Below are 16,314 nucleotides of genomic sequence, written 5' to 3'. Positions count from 1 at the left end.
GGGTATCCTTCCCGGATGTCCGATGAGGTCGGAGACCTCAGCCGGGAGGTGGGGCTGCTCATCCGGCGGATCCGAGGCTGGGCCGGTTCCTCCTGGGACGTGCCGCTGGAGTCCGGGCTGAGCCGCGCGGAACGCACGGCCCGACTGCTCGACGAGCTGGCCGTCCTCGGGGAACGGATCGGCACCGGTGCCCCCGCCGGCGTCCGCCCCCCGCGCCTGGCCCCCCACGCGCTGCCCGACCAGCTCGCCGTCCTCGCCGAGGACCTGCTCACCGCGATCACCGCCGCCCTCGCCGCCACCTCCCCCAACACCGCCGGGCGCCCCGGCGCTATCCCGCCCCCCGGCGCTGCCCCGCCCCCCGCTGCTGCCGGGCCTCCCGGCGGCGGAGACGTGCTCACCGACGCGTATATCGCGGTCACGCGCGCCCGGGCCGACCTCGACGGCGCGGGCTTCGGCTTCCGGGTCCGGTAGGCGGCGTTCTGCCGCTGTCGCGCCGCTCAGCCCGGCCGTCCGAGCCCCGCCTGGCCGGCCGGTGTCTGGTCGGCCGGTGTCTGGCCGGGGAGCGTGGCCACGATGTGGCCGGCGGCGATGCGGGCGCCGTCGCGGGTGAGGTGCACGCCGTCGCGGGAGCGGGCGAGCGCCGTGGTGCCGCTGGCGTCCGGGAGGTAGTCGCTGTAGGCGCCGCCGCGGGACAGCCAGGGGACGAGGTCGAGGTAGCGGGCGCCGCCGACCCCCGCCGCGGCGGCTGCGGTCGCGGTGTTCAGCTGGCGGAAGTACCCGTCCAGCCGGGTGGAGCGGGCCGGCGGCAGGCTGAGCCAGACCAGCCGCCGCGCGCCGCCGCCCGTCCAGATCCGCATGATGACGTCGGCGCGGCGCCGGTACTCGGCCGCCCACGCGTCCGACCCGGCGGCCAGCACCGTGCCGTCCGGCAGCGTCATGCCCTGACCGTCGTTGCCGCCCATCGCGACGATGACCACCTCGGGACGCAGCTCGGCCACCTGGGCGCGGGCCCGCGCCGCCCAGTCGAAGAAGTCGGGGCGCACGAGTCCCGTGCCGTAGTGCGTCTCGGTCGACACCCGCAGGGTCGCCGGCGCCGCGTTCGTGACCGCGGGTCCGAGCGTCTCGGTCAGCGAGTCCCCCGTGACCAGCACCCGCAGCGGGTCGGCGGCGCTCGGTCGCCGCAGGGGCTCGAGCGGCGGCGGCCCCGGTGCCACGAGCCCCGGTGATGTCCGGTCCCGGTCGCCCGCCGTCACCAGTTCGGACGTCGTCGCGGACGGTGCGGCGCCGCCGTGGCCGAAGGCTGACGCCAGCCAGCGGTCCGGACCGTCCAGTCCCAGCGGGCGGCTGACACGGTCCAGGCCGTGTCCCGCGCCGAGCACGAGGGAACGGGTGAGGCCCGGCGGCATGCCCTCGCCGGCGTGCACCATCGCCGGGGCGCGCAGCACCGCGAGCAGTCCCAGCACCGTGACCACCACCAGGACGGCCCGGCGTGCGGGCACCGTGTCGTCGTCGGGTCTGGTCATATGTCACCTCACGCGGCGTCGGGGCCCGGGACGGGAGTCACGGGAGTCAGAAGCGGAAGTAGATGAACGGGGCGACCTCGTGCTGGCCCACCGCGGCGTAGAGAACCATCACGGCGCAGGTCAGCAGGGCGATCTGCGCGGGGGGGCGCAGTCGGGCGAAGTGTGCCTGCCCGGCCGCCCACCAGGCCCGCGGGACGGCCGCGGTCGCGAGGCCCGCCACGATCGCGAGCACGACCGCCGGGGTCACCAGCGGCGCTGGTCCCGGGGCGCTGACCAGCCGGGCGAACACCGCGCCGGCCGTCGCCAGGTCCGGCGCCCGGAACAGCACCCAGGTCGCGCAGACGAAGTGGAACACCGCCAGGCGCGCCACCCACTGCCGCGCCAGTACTCGCCGTGCCACGGCGGGGGTGGCGGCGGGGGTGGCCGGCTCGGTGGTGACCACTGGCCTGGCCGTGGTGAGCAGCGACCCGCCGTCACCGCCGTCCACACGCTGCCGCGGCAGCGCCGGCCCGTGCCCGTCAGCCCCCGGGTCCGTCGCCGTGGTCGTCCCCGCCGAGACCGCGGGCACCGCCGGCCCGGGTCCGCCGGGGCGGTGGGGGCGCCAGCGGCGTTCGAGGGCCAGCGCCGTCCCGTGCAGCGCCCCCCACAGGACGAAGGTCCACGACGCGCCGTGCCACAGCCCGCCGAGGGTCATCGTCACCAGCAGGTTGACGCAGGTGCGGCGCGGGCCGCGGCGGTTGCCGCCGAGCGGCAGGTAGACGTGGTCGCGCAACCAGCGGGACAGGGTCATGTGCCAGCGTCGCCAGAACTCCCGCAGGCTGCTCGAGGCGTAGGGGCGGTCGAAGTTGTCCGGGAAGCGGAAGCCGAGCAGCAGGGCGATGCCGATCGCCATGTCGGAGTAGGCAGAGAAGTCGCAGTAGATCTGCACCGCGTAGCCGTAGACGGCGGTGAGCACCTCGGCCGACGAGTGCTGTCCGGGTGCGTCGAAGACCGGGTCGACGAGCCGGGCGGCGAGGACGTCGGCGAGGACGACCTTCTTCGCGAGGCCCCCGACGATCAGGAAGGCGGCGCGGGCCAGCGGTACCCGGCGCGGGTCGCGCGGGGAGGTCAGCTGCGGGAGGAACTCGCTGGCCCGCACGATGGGCCCGGCGACCAGGTGCGGGAAGAACGCCTCGTAGACGGCGAAGTCGAGCAGCGGCGCCGGCGCGGAGTTCCCGCGGTGCACGTCGACGACGTAGCTGATCGCCTGGAAGGTGAAGAACGAGATCCCCACCGGCAGCGCGACCTGCACCAGCGGCAGCGGCGCGGGCAGGCCCACGTCGGCCAGGGCGCGGTCGACCGACAGGGCGAAGAAGCCGTAGTACTTGAACCAGCCGAGCAGGCCGAGGTCGCAGGCGACCGCGGCGAGCAGGACGCGCCGGTCCCGCAGACGGTGGGCCGCGTGGGCGGCGGCCTGGTTGAGCAGCGTCGAGGCGACGAGGAGCAGGACGAACCGGGCGTCCGCGAAGCCGTAGAAGAAGTACGACGCGGCCAGGATGAACGGCTTCCACAGCCGCGGTCGTGGCATGAGCAGCCAGGACGCCGTCATGACGACGGCCAGGAAGGCCGCGAACTCGATCGTCGGAAAGATCACCTGTGCCTGCCCTTGGCGGCGTGTGCCACATCCACGATCGCTACTTTAAGGAGTTGTGACGATACATAAAGTAGCGATGAGGTTGAGTCGGGAAGGCGTGCGCCTGAGCCACCGGATCGCTACCGTCCGGCCATGAGCATCGTTACGGTCAATGGCCTGGAACTGGCCTACGAGGTCCACGGCGGCGAGGGCCCGCCGCTGCTGCTGGTCGGGGGACTCGGGCAGCAGCTCGCCGGCTGGCATCCCGACCTGCTCGCGGCCCTGGTCCGCCGCGGCTTCCAGGTGGTCGTCTTCGACAACCGTGACGTCGGCCTGTCCACCCACCTCGACCATCTGGGCCGGCCGGACCTCGGCGAGATCCTCGCCGGCCGGTTCGATCTCGCCCCCTACGGCCTCACCGATCTGGCCGCCGACGCACTCGGCCTGCTCGACGCGCTCGGCATCGACTCGGCGCACGTGCTGGGGATGTCGATGGGCGGCATGATCGCCCAGGTGGCGGCCCTGCGCGCGCCGGAGCGGGTACGTAGCCTCACATCCGTGATGTCGCATCCCGGCGACCATCGCGTGCAGCCCACGCCGGAGGCGATCGGGCTCTTCCTGCGCCCGGCGCCGCCCGACCTGGAGTCCGCCGTGCTCGCCGCCATCGAGGCGCAGCGGGTGCTCGGTTCGCCCGAGTTCACCCCGGACGACATCTGGCTGCGCCAGCGCACCGAGCTGTACTGGCAGCGGCGCACCAGTCCGGACGGCACGCTGCGCCAGCTGGCGGCGCTGCTCGTCGCTCCGGACCGCACCGCGGACCTCGCCCGGCTGGCCACGCCCACCCTCGTCGTCCACGGTGGTTCCGACCCGCTGGTCCCGGTCATCGGCGGTCGGCTGACCGCGGCCGCGATCCCGTCCGCCGAGCTGCTGGAGATCGACGGGATGGGCCACGAGCTGCCGCGGCCGGTGTGGGAGCGGGTGCTGGACAAGATCGAGGACGTGGTCGATCGCGGCGAGGTCCCGCGTCGGCTCAGCCGCCCGGCTTGACCACCATCAGCGCCACGATCACCAGCCAGCAGCCGGTGCTCACCAGCGCGCCGCCGGCGATCGGGACGAGCCGGCCCCGGCCGTCCCCGCCGGCGCCGATGTCGGTGGCCGCGCGCGACAGCCCCGGCGCGACGACGCCCAGGCAGGCCGCGCACCCCACCGCCCACAGGACGAGGGAGGCGGCGAGCCAGGTGTCCCCGAGTGAGCGGACGCTGCCGAACGAGCCCTCGTGCACCATCGCGACACCCGTCAGCGTGATCAGCAGGGAGGCCGCCGCGAAGCCGCGCACGAGCCGGGTGGCGACCCGCAGCGCGGGCAGCGAGCCCGCCCCCGCCCGCAGCAACGAGGGCACAGCCGCGCAGGTCAGGGTGAGCGGTCCGACGACGAGGATGGCAAGCACGATGTGCAGGGTCAGGAGGAGTCCGAAGGCACCCGGATGCGGCATGGGCCGACGGTACCGATCCGTGGACATTCGCCACGCACCGGCCGAGCCTGGGCGGGTGTCCCCGCGGCGAGCGCTCAGAGCTGGGCGGACTGGTAGTAGAGCAGCCTGACCGCGGCGCCGAAGTGCGTCCCGTACAGCCGGTCGCCGGAGCCGGCGTAGGCGTAGCTGACGACGCCGTCGATCCAGCCGTGCCCCGCCCCCAGCCGGCCGAGGCCGGTGATGAACGGGCCGCCGCTCGCCCCCGCGGTCATCCGGCAGGTCACCCCGATCGACGGGCCGCCGTAGGTGTCCGCGGACCCGGGGCCGGCGCAGTAGATAAGGTGGCTGCCGTCGTAGGGCGCCAGGCGCGGATAGCCGAAGCTGAACTGCGGGTAGGTGATCGGCAGGCCGAACGCGATGCCCTGGGCGCCGACGACGTCCTGCAGATGGCGGCCGTGCTGGAGGTTGAACAGCGCGAACCCGGCGTCGTCGTCGAAGTTGGAGCCCTGCGCCCAGGCCGACGTGATCGTCAGGCGGCGGGCCGTCCAGATGCCGTAGGGCAGTGTGCCGTCCGAGTAGCCGGGCACGAAGGCGACGTTCTGCCCGAACCGTGACCCGGCGCCGCCGTGCAGGCAGTGCCCGGCGGTCACCACGAGATCCCGGCCCGCGCTGGTCACGACGCTGGCGGAGCACGCGAAGTCGGCGCCGTCGATCGTGGTGAACAGCCGGCCGGTGGTCGCGGTGACGAGCCCGCCCCGCGTGTACGGCGTGCCGTCGCTGGGCGGTGGCGGGGTGGTGGTCGACGCCGAGCCCGGATCGTCGGCGAACCGGGTGGCGGGTGGCCGCGCGGGGGCCGGGGCGCCGAGCCGGGCGGCGGAGTGGGCGCCGAACGCGCGGTCCCGCCGCTGCGCCGTCCAGTACTGGGCGACCTGCTGCTGCTCGGCCGCGGAGATCGCTCCCGGGGCCGACAACGGTGCCGACAGCGGGGCGGGGTGCCCACGGGTGACGGCGCTCGCCGCCGGATCGAGGACCTCCGCCGCCGCGTCGGTGCCGGCCCCGGCGGCGGATACCGCCAGGCCGGCAGCAGGCACCGGGCCGGCGCCCGACGCCTGTACGGGGTTCGCCGGCAGGGCGGCCGGAGCCAGGGCGACGCCCGCGGTCAGCAGGACCGCGGCGACCAGCCGTGCGCGCGCCGGAGGTCTCGGGCGGGGCCCCTGACCGCGTGGACCCCGTCGATGTCTCGCTCCGGCATCTGCCCTCCGTGACACCACGATCGCGCACGGTAGCAGACTTTGTGATCGCCGCCAGCGGGACGCGGCCGGCGCCCGCCACGTTCCGCCGGCTCACCTGGCGGGGGTGAGCCGCGGCCGCGGCGGTGTGCTCATCGGTCGCGGTCGGAATGCTCGGCGAGGGCACGGTGGGCCTGCTCCCAGGTGGGAGTGCCGCCGCCGGCGGGGGTGTGCCAGAAGGTGAAAGCCGACGTCGCCATGGCGGGTCGCAGGGAGCGCATGGCCTCCTGGTGGACCGGGTCGCGGACGAAGGCGTCCAGCGCGGCCCGGTCGCGCCACGACGACAGGGTGAGGTACTCGTTGCGCAGCGGACGGGCGACCAGGGAGACGCCGACGGCGCCCGGGGAGGCGAGCAACGCGCGGCGAACGGCCGTCGCCGCCCGCAGCATCCGGAACGTGTGCCGCCGCGAGGTGAGGGTGAAACGCGACGCCATCACCTCGGCGCCGGCCGAGGGGCCGCTGCCGCCGTCGGCGTCGGCGTCGCCGTCGGCGGCGGTCGCGGGGGTCCAGGGGAGTGTGGGCATGGCGGCCGCCTTCCGATCATCTGTTTCGTACCGTTCGGCTGTGGCCCAGGATAGTCTGATTAGGACGGTGCTAGTCAAGCCGTATGATTGAGACTGTGGAGGAGATCGTGCTTACACCCGTCTCGTACCTGGTGTTGGGGGAGGTGGCCCGGCGCGGCAGCGCCACCCCGTACGACCTCAAGGTCTCGGTCGCGGGTTCGGTGGGGAACTACTGGTCGTTCCCGCACGCGCAGCTCTACAAGGAGCCGCCGCGGCTGGCGGAGGCCGGGTTGCTGGCCGAGGAACGGGAGGAGGGCGGGCGGCGCCGGCGGATCTTCCGGATCACCGAGGCCGGGTGGCGCAGCCTGCGAGAGTGGCTCGCGGCGGGCGATGCGGGGCGCACCGAGCTGCGGGATCCGGGGCTGCTCAAGCTGGCGTTCAGCGACCTGGGCCGGCCCGGTGACGTCGCCCGGCTCGCGCGCGCGCAGGCCGCCGCGCACCGCGCCCAGCTGGAGGTGTACCGCGAGCTGGCAGCGCTGCCGGCGGACGCGATGGTCTGGTCGCTGCGGCGGACGCTGGAGCTGGGCCTCGGCTACGAGCGGCTGGTGGCCGAGTTCTGGGAGCGCCTCGCCGCGGACCCCGCCCTGCGCGGCGAGCGCGGCTCGGCGCAGGAGCCCACCTGATTCAGCGGGCGACCCGGCCGCGGCCGCGGGCGCGCAGGTAGTCGCGGATCACGTAGTTGCCGAGCGCCGACGGGTCGGGCGAGAGGACCCGCCCGCCGTTGCGGCGGGCCATCTCCTCGACGAACTGCACGAGCCTCGGCTCGTCGTCGAGCATGAACACGTTGATGGTCACCCCGCGCCGCGTCAGGCGGTCGACCTCGGCGAGGGTCAGCTCCAGCGTCTCCGGCATCGGCGGCCACGAGAACGACGGGGTGCCGTCGCGCAGCAGGTGTGCGGTGGGCTCACCGTCGGTGACCACCATCACGACCGGCTCAGCCTGCGGATAGCGCGACAGCAGGCGGCCGGCGATGAGCAGGGCGTGCTGCAGATTGGTGCCCTGGACCATCTCCGAGTCGAGGCCGGCGAGCTCGACGGGGCGCAGTTCGCGGGCGTAGTCGGAGAAACCGATGATGTGGATCTTGTCCTGGGGGAACGACGTGCTGACGAGGGTGTGCAGCGCCAGGGCCGTCGACTTCGCGATTCCCCAGGTCCCGCGCAGCGCCATCGAGTACGACAGGTCGACCAGCAGACAGACGGCGGCCGTGGTGCGCCGCTCGGTCTCGGCGACCTCGAAGTCGCCCACCTGCAGGCGAACGGGCCGGCCGGGGCCGGGCGGGCCGGCGCGCAGGACCGCGTTGCGGACGGTGCGGACCACGTCGAGCGGCTGGGTGTCGCCGAACTGCCAGGCCCGGGACGTGCCGAGCAGGTCACCGGCGGAACCGGCGTCGGTCATGCCGTGGTCGCCGCGGCCGTGGGCCGAGACCTGGCGGAAGATCCGGGCCAGCGCCGCCTGACCGATGCGGCGCACCGCCCGCGGGGTGAGTTCCAGCCGGCCGGCCTTGCGGGTGATGAAGCCCTGCCGCTCCAGTTCCCGCTCGACCTGCTGCAGACTGCGCAGGTCGTCGACGGCGGAGCGGCCCAGCGCCCGCGCGACGGCGTCCGGGTCGATGTCCTCCAGGGACGCGCCGGCGTAGTCCTGGCTGAGGGAGGAGGCCAGCTCGTCGAGCTCGGCGAGCTCCTCCAGCGCGCTGGTGGCGTCGCCGAGGCCCAGCGGGTCGTCGCCGGTGAGGCCCTCGGCCATCCGCCCGCCGCGGCCGCGCATCCGCCCGCCCCAGTTCAGATCGGGACGCGACGCCCGCAGCGCCTGGGCGAGACGGGACATCTCGGCGGCCAGGCCCAGGTCCTCCATCGCGGTGGACATCAGGTCGGCGAGCTCGGCGCGCTGCTGCGGGGTGAGGCCGGCGAGCAGCCGAGCGGCGGCGGCCGAGCGGCGGGCCAGCGTGTCGACCAGTTCCTCCAGCGACTGCGGCTGCTCGGGGAAGAAGTCGCCGTACTCCCGCATGAAATCGGCGAACGCGGCGTCGGTGTCGTCGCCACGCGCGTCCGCCTCCAGCAGGGAGTTCAGCGCGCCGACCATCTCGCGGATGCGGGCGAAGTCGGCCGGGGTGGCGCCTTCGAGCGCCTGCTTCATGCCCTTGAACTGGGCGTCGAGGACCTCCCGGCGCAGTAGCTCGGAGATCTTCTCGTAGGTCTCGCGGGCCTGTGGGGAACGCCAGTCGTACTCGGCCAGGGAACGCACGGCCCGGGCGGGATCCGCGGGCAGCGTGTCGAGCTCGTCCTCGCGCAGCCGGGCCTCGTCGGACGGGTCGGGGAACAGCGCCGCGCGTTCCTGGCCGACGGCGATGTCGAGCAGACGGCGGACCTCCTGCAGGGTGCCGTCCATCCGGCCGCGGGACCGGGCCTCCCGGCGGCGGCGCTCGATGGCGCGGCGCAGGTCGTCGAGCCCACGCCGGCCGGGCATGCCCCGTCGCAGCAGGGCCTCCAGGGCCTCGCGAGGAGTGCGCCCCTCGAGGATCTGGCGGGACATCTCGTCGAGGGCGCCGGCCGCGGTGAACGGCGAGGCGAGCGGATCGGGCCCGCCGTCCCAGGGGCCGTAGCGGAACGTACCGGAGTTCACCGGGTTGTCCTCCCAACGTTCGGGTCGTGCTCTGCGGCGCCGGTCGCGGCCGGCCGAGGGCGCCGGCGTGGCGCCGGCACCGGTTCAGGAGCCGCCGTAGACCGTGCGGCCGGGCAGCTCCTCCTTGGCGAGCCGGCGGTTGAGGTGCAGGCCCTCCATCGCCAGCTCCAGCGCGGCGGCGGCGAGGCCGGGTGACTCGGCGCCGTCGACGCCGAGCCGGTTCAGGATCGCCGCGAGCCCGGGTACCGGGCCGACCCGGCGCAGCAGCTCGGCGGCGGGCACGAGCTCACCCGTCTCGACCGGGCCGTCGGCGTCGAACCGTGCCTGCAGGCCGGCCAGGTCGGCGCCGGCGAGGTGGGCGCGGAAGGTCTCGGCGATCGCCCGGCGCAGCAGCAGGGCGAGCACCTCGTCCTCGCGGCCCTCCTCGAGCTGGTCGAACTCGACCTTGCCGCGCACCGCCGGGACGATCGAGGCGAGGTCGACGACGCGGGCGGTCGGCGTCTCCTCCCCGGTCAGCGCCGCGCGGCGGACGGCGGAGGCGGCCACGGTCTCGGCGGCGGCGACCGCGAGCCGGGCCGAGACGCCGGAGCGATGATCGACCTGCGGCGCGTCGCGCACCAGGCGGGTGAACCGGGCGACGATCTCCAACAGGTGGTCGGCCATCGCCGGGGCGCCGAGCGGTGAGTCCGCCCAGGAGATCACGGCCTCCTGGCGGATCAGCGCGAGCTCGTCGACGAGCGCGAGGGGATAGTGCGTGCGGACCTCGGCGCCGAAGCGGTCCTTGAGCGGGGTGATGATCCGGCCCCGGTTGGTGTAGTCCTCCGGGTTCGCCGACGCCACCAGCAGCAGGTCCAGTGGCAGGCGCAGCAGGTAGCCCCGGACCTGGATGTCCCGTTCCTCGAGGACGTTGAGCAGCGCGACCTGGATGCGCTCGGCGAGGTCGGGCAGCTCGTTGACGCTGAAGATGCCCCGGTTGGTCCGCGGCACGAGGCCGTAGTGGACCGTCTCCGGGTCGCCCAGCGTGCGGCCCTCGGCGACCTTGATCGGGTCGACGTCACCGATCAGGTCGCCGACGCTCGTGTCCGGGGTCGCGAGCTTCTCGCCGAAACGCTCGGAGCGGTGCCGCCAGACGACGGGCAGCTCGTCGCCGCGTTCGGCCGCGAGCGTCCGGCAGCGCCCGCAGACCGGGGCGTACGGATGGTCGTTGATCTCGCACCCGGCGACGGCGGGTGACCACTCGTCGAGCAGGCTCACCAGGGTGCGGATCAACCGGGTCTTGCCCTGCCCACGCTCGCCCAGGAACACGATGTCGTGCCCGGCCAGGATGGCCCGCTCGACCTGCGGCAGGACGGTCTCGTCGAAGCCGACGATGCCGGGGAAGCGCTTCGCGTCCCCCCGCATCAGGGCGACGAGGTTGTTCCGCAGCTCCGCGCGCACGGGGCGGTGTACATGCCCGCTGCGGCGCAGCTCACCCAGGGTGACGGAGGTCGGGGGGGTCGGTGGGATGGAATGACGGGGCGGTGCCGGCAGATCCTCCACGGGTTGACGGTACGTCGCCGTGGCGCGCGGCGCAGCCGAGTCGGTGCGCGTCCGCTGCGGGCGTAGCCGGCACCACCGTGTTACCCCGGACCCGTCATCGCCACCCCCGGACCGCGCGTCGCCGCCCGGCGGCGGACGCCGGCCGGCAGCGGCGAGGGACCGGACGCGTCAGCCGGAGTAGGGCGCGACCGAGACGATCTCGACCTTGGCGGAGCGGCCGTTCGGCAGCGTGTAGCTGACCGTGTCACCGGCCTTGTGCCCGGTCACGGCACCGCCGAGCGGGGACGCGGGCGAGAACACGTCGATCCTCGTGCTGTGGTCCTCGCGGGAGCCGATCAGGAACTTCTCGGTCTCGCGCTCGCCGGGGAAGCGCACCTCGACCACAGCGCCGGGGCCGGCCTCGCCGCTCGCGCTGGGTGCCTCGCCCACCTGGGCGTCCCGCAGCAGGTCCGTGAGCTGGCGGATGCGGGCCTCCTGCTTGCCCTGTTCCTCCTTGGCGGCGTGGTAGCCACCGTTCTCCTTCAGGTCGCCCTCCTCACGGGCAGCCTCGATCTTGCTGGCGATCTCCGTGCGCCAGGGGCCGGTGAGGTAGTCGAGCTCGGAGCGGAGCCGGTCGTATGCCTCCTGGGTGAGCCATGTCTGCTGCGTCACGCGGGTCACGCTCCTCGGTGAACATCAAAAGGGTCATCGTACCAACGAAAATCAAAGGTTCTGGGGCGCGGAAATGCCCGCGACCAGGCGTTTCCGCGGATCCGGGCGCGATCGCCCGCCCGCCGCCGGCCGCCGGAACACCCGCCACCGCCGGGTGGCGCGACGTTCCGCCGGAACCCGGGCCGGGCCGACCACGATGTCGGATGCACCGGCCAGCGACGTGACACCCGTCGCCGCATGCGCGGACGGTGTATTGTGCCACGGCGTTGGGTGACTTTTCCAGATCAAACGCTGGACGGAGCCGTCGGGTTCCGCACTGCTGGAGTACCACGACAGTCACCATCCGGCCAGCCGGCGGCGGGGAACGCCCCGGTCCGGGCCCGGACGGCAGCAGCCGGGGCGTCGGTGGCCTCGACCCGATCCGGGCGTCAGCGACAATGGTGGGCATGACTGCGGTCAACCAGCGGCAGGGCCTGCGCCTCATGGCCATCCACGCGCATCCCGACGACGAGTCGAGCAAGGGCGCGGCGACGATGGCGCGCTACGCCAACGAGGGCGTGGACGTGCTGGTCGTGACCTGTACGGGTGGAGAGGAGGGCAGCATCCTCAACCCCGCGATGGACACCCCCGGCGTCGCCGCCCGCATCGCGGAGGTCCGCCGGGAGGAGATGGACAACGCCCGGCGCATCCTCGGCGTCCGCCAGGAGTGGCTCGGCTTCGTCGACTCGGGGCTGCCCGAGGGGGACCCGCCGCCGCCGGTCCCGCCGGGGCGCTTCGCCACCACACCGCTGGCCGAGGCCGCACGCCCGCTGGTCCGCCTGATCCGCCAGTTCCGCCCCCAGGTCATCACGACCTATGACGAGTCCGGCGGGTACCCGCATCCGGACCACATCATGACCCACCAGATCAGCGTCGAGGCGTTCGAGGCGGCCGGCGACGCGGCGCGCTACCTCGAGGTCGGCGTGGACGAGGGCCTCGAGCCCTGGCAGCCGCTGAAGCTCTATTACCACCTCACCTTCCACAAGGAGCGCATCCTCGCGCTGCACGAGGCGATGCTGGCCCACGGCCTGGAGTCGCCCTACGCCGAGCGCCTCGCGGAGTGGGTCGACCGGGCGGAGGACGCCGGCCGGCTCACCACCCGCGTGCCGTGCGGCGACTGGTTCGAGACCCGGGACCGGGCGCTGATCGCCCATGCCACCCAGGTGGACCCGACCGGATGGTGGTTCCGGGTACCGCTCGAGGTGCAGCGTGAGGCGTGGCCGACGGAGGACTACCAACTGGCCAGGTCCCTGCTCGAGGTCGGGATGTTGCCGGAGAACGACCTGTTCAACGGGGTGTGAACCGAATCGCGGTACTGGGCGGCGGTTCGCGGGCCGGTGGTCGGGCGGTTCGCGGGGCGTAGTGTCGAGGGCGTGACCGTGAACCAGAGCGCCACCGGCGGCGTGCTGGCAGCCCAGGAGCTGCTGGCCGCCGAGGAGCACAGTGCCGGCGGCCTGGGGCTGCTGATCGTCGTCGGGCTGCTCGCCGCGTCGGCCGTGCTGTTCGTCTTCCTGTCGAAGAGCCTGCGCCGGATGCGGGCGAACGTGGCCAGCGGGCAGTTCCTCGGGGTGGATTCCGAGCGTCTGCACGAGCCGGTCGACCCGCGCCAGGCGCTGCGCCGCCGCTCGGCCGTCCTGGGTGGCAAGGCCCCGGTGGTCGAGGGCGAGGTCGTCGAGGGCGCCGCAGCGGCCTCGGACGGCGGGGGCGCGAAGGTGGAGCTGCCCGCCCAGCCTGGCCCTCCGTCGGAGCGCTGACCGCCGCCGGAGCCCTGACCGGCCCGGCCCGCGGGCGGATCCGCCCGCGGGCCGGGGCGCGTCCGCTAGCCGAGGGCGATGTTGACGATGCGACCGGGGACGATGATGACCTTCTTGATCGTCCGCCCCTCGGTGTGCCGGGCGTACTCGGGATGCGCGGTGAGCAGTTCCCGGACCGTCGCCTCCGCGGCACCGTCGGGCACCCGCAGGGTGAAGCGCACCTTCCCGTTGACCTGGACCGGAATGGTCCGCTCTGCCTCGGCGGCCAGGCCTGCGTCGCCGACCGGGAACGTCGCGTGGCTGACCAGGTCGCCGTCGTGCCCGAGCCGGGACCACAGTTCCTCGGCGATGTGCGGGGCCAGCGGCGCGGCCATCAGCACCAGCGGCTCGGCCAGCGCCCGCGGGGTGGCCGCGCGGCCGTAGCGCTTCGAGACGAAGTTCGTCAGCTCGATGAGCCGGGCGACCGCGGTGTTGAACCGCATCGCCGCGTACTCCGCCGACACCGCGAGGATCGTCTGGTGCAGGATCCGGGCGGCCTCGGCGTCCAGCTCGTCGGCGCTGACGGCCGCGGCGCCGGTGGTCTCGTCGACGACCGCCCGCCACAGCCGCTGCAGGAAGCGGTGCGAGCCGACGATGTCGTCGGTGTGCCACGGGCGGTCCGCGTCCAGCGGGCCCATCGACATCTCGTAGACGCGCAGCGTGTCCGCGCCGAACCGGTCGTACATCTCGTCCGGGCTGACGCTGTTCTTCAGGCTCTTGCCCATCTTGCCGGAGCGCCGGTCGACGGGCTCGCCCTCGAAGGTGAACCCGCCGTCGCCGGTCGGGACCACCTCGGCCGCCGGGACGTACATCCCGCGGGCGTCGGTGAACGCGTCGGCCTGGATGTAGCCCTGGTTGAACAGCCGCTTGAACGGCTCGCGGGTGGAGACGTGGCCCAGGTCGTAGAGGACCTTCTGCCAGAACCGAGCGTAGAGCAGGTGCAGCACGGCATGCTCGACACCGCCGACGTACAGGTCGACGCCGCCGTCGCCGACCGTCGAGCCGGGGCGGGACATCCAGTACCGCTCGACGGTCTCGTCGACGAACCGGTCGGCGTTCGTCGGGTCCAGGTAGCGCAGGTGGTACCAGCAGGAACCGGCCCACTGCGGCATGGTGTTCGTCTCGCGCCGGTAGCGCTTCGGGCCGTCGCCGAGGTCGAGGGTGACGTGCGCCCAGTCGGTCACCCGGGCCAGCGGGGGCACCGGGTCGCTCTCGTCGTCCTCGGCCATCGCGGTCGGCCGGAAGTCGGTCATCTCGGGCAGCTCGACCGGGAGCAGCTCGTCGGGGACGGCATGCGGCAGCCCGTCGTCGTCGAAGACGATCGGGAACGGCTCGCCCCAGTACCGCTGGCGGGAGAACAGCCAGTCCCGCAGCCGGTAGGAACGCGCCGCCCGGCCGATGCCGGCGTCCTCCAGCCAGTGCGTGGTCGCCTTGATCGCCTCGGTCTTGTCCAGGCCGACCAGCGAGGGCGCGCCGACGGTCGGGACGGGCAGGTAGCTGCCGGACCCGGCGTACGCGTCGGGCCAGGCCGACACCGGCGCGTCCGGGTCGACGCCGTGCTCGGCGCACCAGGTCGCGTCCGGGGCCAGTACCGGCGGCGTCGGCAGGCCGAAGGCGCGGGCGAAGCCGAAGTCCCGGCTGTCGTGCGCGGGCACGGCCATGATCGCCCCGGTGCCGTAGCCGACCAGCACGTAGTCGGCGAGGAAGATCGGAACGGCCTCGCCGCTGACCGGGTTGCGCGCGTAGGCGCCGGTGAACACGCCGGTGCGGTCCACCTCCTCACCGCGCTGCCGGTCGCTGCGCCGGCCGGCGAACGCGCGGTACGCCTCGATGGCGGCCCGCGGAGTCCAGGCCGGATCGGCCGCCGCCGCCGTGACCTCCGCCTCGGTGGCGGCCTCGGCCTCGGCGCCGCCGGCGCGGCCGGCCGGGAACCGCCAGCCCGCCGGGGTGTCCGCCGGCCAGGCGTCGGCGACCAGCGCGTCGACCTGGGGATGCTCGGGCGCGAGCACCAGGAACGTCGCGCCGGCGAGGGTGTCCGGCCGGGTGGTGTACACCTCGATGCCGCCGGGGGCGCCGCGACCCGCGCCGGGGGACTCGACGGCGAACTCGACGCTTGCGCCGTCGCTCGGGCTGATCCAGTTGCGCTGCATCTGCTTGATCGAGTCCGGCCAGTCGACCAGGTCGAGGTCGTCGACCAGCCGCTCCGCGTAGGCGGTGATCCGCAGCACCCACTGCCGCAGCGGCCGGCGGAACACCGGGTAGTTCCCGATGTCGCTGCGGCCCTCGGCGGTGACCTCCTCGTTCGCGAGCACCGTGCCGAGGCCGGGGCACCAGTTGACCAGCTGCTCGGAGATGTAGGCAAGGCGGTGCGCGTCGACGACCCGCCGCCGCGCGACCCGGTCGAGCTCGGCCCAGGGCAGGCCGTCCGGGTTCGCGGCCCGCACCGCGTCGACGGACACGGCGGTGGTGCCGGCGGCGGAGCCGGCGACGGGGGAGCGGTTGCCGGCCTCGAACTCGGCGACGAGCTCGCCGATCGGCCGGGCGCGGCCGGCCGCCGGGTCGTACCAGGCGTTGAAGATCTGCTGGAAGATCCACTGTGTCCACCGGTAGTACGCGACGTCGGTGGTCGCGATCTCACGGCGGGTGTCGTGGCCGAGCCCGAGCCGGCCCAGCTGCCGGCGCATGTTGGCGATGTTCGCCTCGGTGGTCACCCGCGGGTGCTGGCCGGTGTTGATGGCGTACTGCTCGGCGGGCAGGCCGAAGGCGTCATAGCCGAACGGGTGCAGCACGTGGCGCCCGGACATCCGCAGGTAGCGGGCGAGCACGTCGGTGCCGATGTACCCCAGCGGATGCCCCACGTGCAGCCCGGTGCCGCTGGGGTAGGGGAACATGTCCATGATGTAGAACGGCGCGCGCCCGGCGACCTTGTCGAAGCCGTCGGCGAGCGGCCCCGCCGGGTTCGGGGAGTTGAACGTGCCCTCGTCCGCCCAGCGCCGCTGCCAGCGACTCTCGATGTCGGCGGCGAGCCGCGCGTTGTACCGGAAGCCGGGTTCGTCGCCGGACGCGCTGGTCGGGGCCGTCTCACTCATCGCTCGTGCCATCCCAGAATCGTTGGTACGTCGACCCTCCCGCCATGCTCTCGGCGGGGACGGCGACCTGGAGGGCGGCGGTCGAGGCGAGCGGACGGCGCGGACGGTTCGGTCCATCGAGCCTAT

The 16,314-nt window shown here is 74.0% G+C and carries 14 protein-coding genes; 5 read left to right on the top strand and 9 right to left on the bottom strand.

The window, feature by feature from the left end; genetic code table 11:
• Window positions 1-15: 15 nt before the first annotated feature.
• Entirely contained in the window at window positions 16-471 is a 456-nt protein-coding gene (locus AC6EXY_RS02465; protein WP_499817045.1) for a hypothetical protein, read from the top strand.
• Between the two features lie 26 nt (window positions 472-497).
• On the opposite strand, the gene AC6EXY_RS02460 is transcribed toward AC6EXY_RS02465, so the two are convergent.
• Together AC6EXY_RS02460 and AC6EXY_RS02455 are read right to left on the bottom strand one after the other, a co-directional pair.
• A complete protein-coding gene (locus AC6EXY_RS02460) occupies window positions 498-1,523 on the bottom strand; it encodes a DUF459 domain-containing protein (RefSeq protein WP_101830615.1) in 1,026 nt (341 codons plus the stop codon).
• Window positions 1,524-1,569: 46 nt separating this feature from the next.
• On the bottom strand, window positions 1,570-3,156 hold the full coding sequence (locus AC6EXY_RS02455; RefSeq protein ID WP_499817046.1) for an MBOAT family O-acyltransferase: 1,587 nt from the start codon (window positions 3,154-3,156) through the stop codon (window positions 1,570-1,572).
• Between the two features lie 132 nt (window positions 3,157-3,288).
• Here AC6EXY_RS02455 and AC6EXY_RS02450 point away from each other — a divergent pair, with 132 nt between their 5' ends.
• Window positions 3,289-4,182 carry an alpha/beta fold hydrolase gene (locus AC6EXY_RS02450; RefSeq protein WP_101830617.1) on the top strand — a complete coding sequence of 298 codons (894 nt, stop codon included), beginning with the start codon at window positions 3,289-3,291 and terminating at the stop codon, window positions 4,180-4,182.
• Here the strand turns inward: AC6EXY_RS02450 and AC6EXY_RS02445 are convergent.
• The 3 genes from AC6EXY_RS02445 to AC6EXY_RS02435 form a co-directional block, all read right to left on the bottom strand.
• Window positions 4,166-4,627 (bottom strand): hypothetical protein, encoded by a 462-nt coding sequence (locus AC6EXY_RS02445; protein WP_101830618.1) that lies wholly within the window; start codon window positions 4,625-4,627, stop codon window positions 4,166-4,168. The genes AC6EXY_RS02450 and AC6EXY_RS02445 overlap by 17 nt on opposite strands.
• Window positions 4,628-4,701: 74 nt before the next feature.
• A complete protein-coding gene (locus AC6EXY_RS02440) occupies window positions 4,702-5,697 on the bottom strand; it encodes a trypsin-like serine peptidase (RefSeq protein ID WP_243407255.1) in 996 nt (331 codons plus the stop codon).
• A gap of 290 nt (window positions 5,698-5,987) precedes the next feature.
• Entirely contained in the window at window positions 5,988-6,419 is a 432-nt protein-coding gene (locus AC6EXY_RS02435) for an antibiotic biosynthesis monooxygenase family protein (RefSeq protein ID WP_101830620.1), read from the bottom strand.
• A gap of 83 nt (window positions 6,420-6,502) precedes the next feature.
• Here AC6EXY_RS02435 and AC6EXY_RS02430 point away from each other — a divergent pair, with 83 nt between their 5' ends.
• Complete coding sequence (locus AC6EXY_RS02430; RefSeq protein WP_101830621.1) at window positions 6,503-7,081, top strand: helix-turn-helix transcriptional regulator; 579 nt, start codon at window positions 6,503-6,505, stop codon at window positions 7,079-7,081.
• Window position 7,082: 1 nt separating this feature from the next.
• Here the strand turns inward: AC6EXY_RS02430 and AC6EXY_RS02425 are convergent, their stop codons facing one another.
• The 3 genes from AC6EXY_RS02425 to greA all read right to left on the bottom strand — a co-directional run bounded on the left by AC6EXY_RS02425 (window position 7,083) and on the right by greA (window position 11,267).
• Window positions 7,083-9,077 (bottom strand): vWA domain-containing protein, encoded by a 1,995-nt coding sequence (locus AC6EXY_RS02425; protein ID WP_101830622.1) that lies wholly within the window; start codon window positions 9,075-9,077, stop codon window positions 7,083-7,085.
• A gap of 84 nt (window positions 9,078-9,161) precedes the next feature.
• The gene (locus AC6EXY_RS02420) at window positions 9,162-10,616 is read right to left on the bottom strand and encodes a magnesium chelatase ATPase subunit I (protein ID WP_243407256.1); all 1,455 of its coding nucleotides are present in this window, start codon (window positions 10,614-10,616) and stop codon (window positions 9,162-9,164) included.
• A gap of 168 nt (window positions 10,617-10,784) precedes the next feature.
• On the bottom strand, window positions 10,785-11,267 hold the full coding sequence (gene greA, locus AC6EXY_RS02415; protein WP_499817047.1) for a transcription elongation factor GreA: 483 nt from the start codon (window positions 11,265-11,267) through the stop codon (window positions 10,785-10,787).
• Window positions 11,268-11,704: 437 nt separating this feature from the next.
• Here greA and mca point away from each other — a divergent pair, with 437 nt between their 5' ends.
• Together mca and AC6EXY_RS02405 are read left to right on the top strand one after the other, a co-directional pair.
• Window positions 11,705-12,607, top strand: a complete 903-nt coding sequence (gene mca / locus AC6EXY_RS02410; RefSeq protein ID WP_101830623.1) for a mycothiol conjugate amidase Mca — start codon at window positions 11,705-11,707, stop codon at window positions 12,605-12,607.
• A 72-nt stretch (window positions 12,608-12,679) separates the two neighbouring features.
• Window positions 12,680-13,060 carry a hypothetical protein gene (locus AC6EXY_RS02405; RefSeq protein ID WP_499817048.1) on the top strand — a complete coding sequence of 127 codons (381 nt, stop codon included), beginning with the start codon at window positions 12,680-12,682 and terminating at the stop codon, window positions 13,058-13,060.
• 65 nt (window positions 13,061-13,125) lie between these two features.
• On the opposite strand, the gene AC6EXY_RS02400 is transcribed toward AC6EXY_RS02405, so the two are convergent.
• Window positions 13,126-16,200 (bottom strand): leucine--tRNA ligase, encoded by a 3,075-nt coding sequence (locus AC6EXY_RS02400; protein WP_499817049.1) that lies wholly within the window; start codon window positions 16,198-16,200, stop codon window positions 13,126-13,128.
• Between the last annotated feature and the right edge of the window lie 114 nt (window positions 16,201-16,314).

It is taken from the genome of Frankia sp. RB5 (genome assembly GCF_059816245.1).
Note: the sequence above shows the minus strand (reverse complement) of the source record. Positions and strands in the feature narration are given on the sequence as shown.

Excerpts from the sequence above, each read along its gene's own strand:
- AC6EXY_RS02465 (WP_499817045.1), top strand. The coding sequence starts at position 16 with ATGTCCGATGAGGTCGGAGACCTCAGCCGGGAGGTGGGGCTGCTCATC.
- AC6EXY_RS02460 (WP_101830615.1), bottom strand. The coding sequence starts at position 1,523 with ATGACCAGACCCGACGACGACACGGTGCCCGCACGCCGGGCCGTCCTG.
- AC6EXY_RS02450 (WP_101830617.1), top strand. The coding sequence starts at position 3,289 with ATGAGCATCGTTACGGTCAATGGCCTGGAACTGGCCTACGAGGTCCAC.
- AC6EXY_RS02445 (WP_101830618.1), bottom strand. The coding sequence starts at position 4,627 with ATGCCGCATCCGGGTGCCTTCGGACTCCTCCTGACCCTGCACATCGTG.
- AC6EXY_RS02435 (WP_101830620.1), bottom strand. The coding sequence starts at position 6,419 with ATGCCCACACTCCCCTGGACCCCCGCGACCGCCGCCGACGGCGACGCC.
- AC6EXY_RS02430 (WP_101830621.1), top strand. The coding sequence starts at position 6,503 with ATGATTGAGACTGTGGAGGAGATCGTGCTTACACCCGTCTCGTACCTG.
- mca (WP_101830623.1), top strand. The coding sequence starts at position 11,705 with ATGGTGGGCATGACTGCGGTCAACCAGCGGCAGGGCCTGCGCCTCATG.
- AC6EXY_RS02400 (WP_499817049.1), bottom strand. The coding sequence starts at position 16,200 with ATGGCACGAGCGATGAGTGAGACGGCCCCGACCAGCGCGTCCGGCGAC.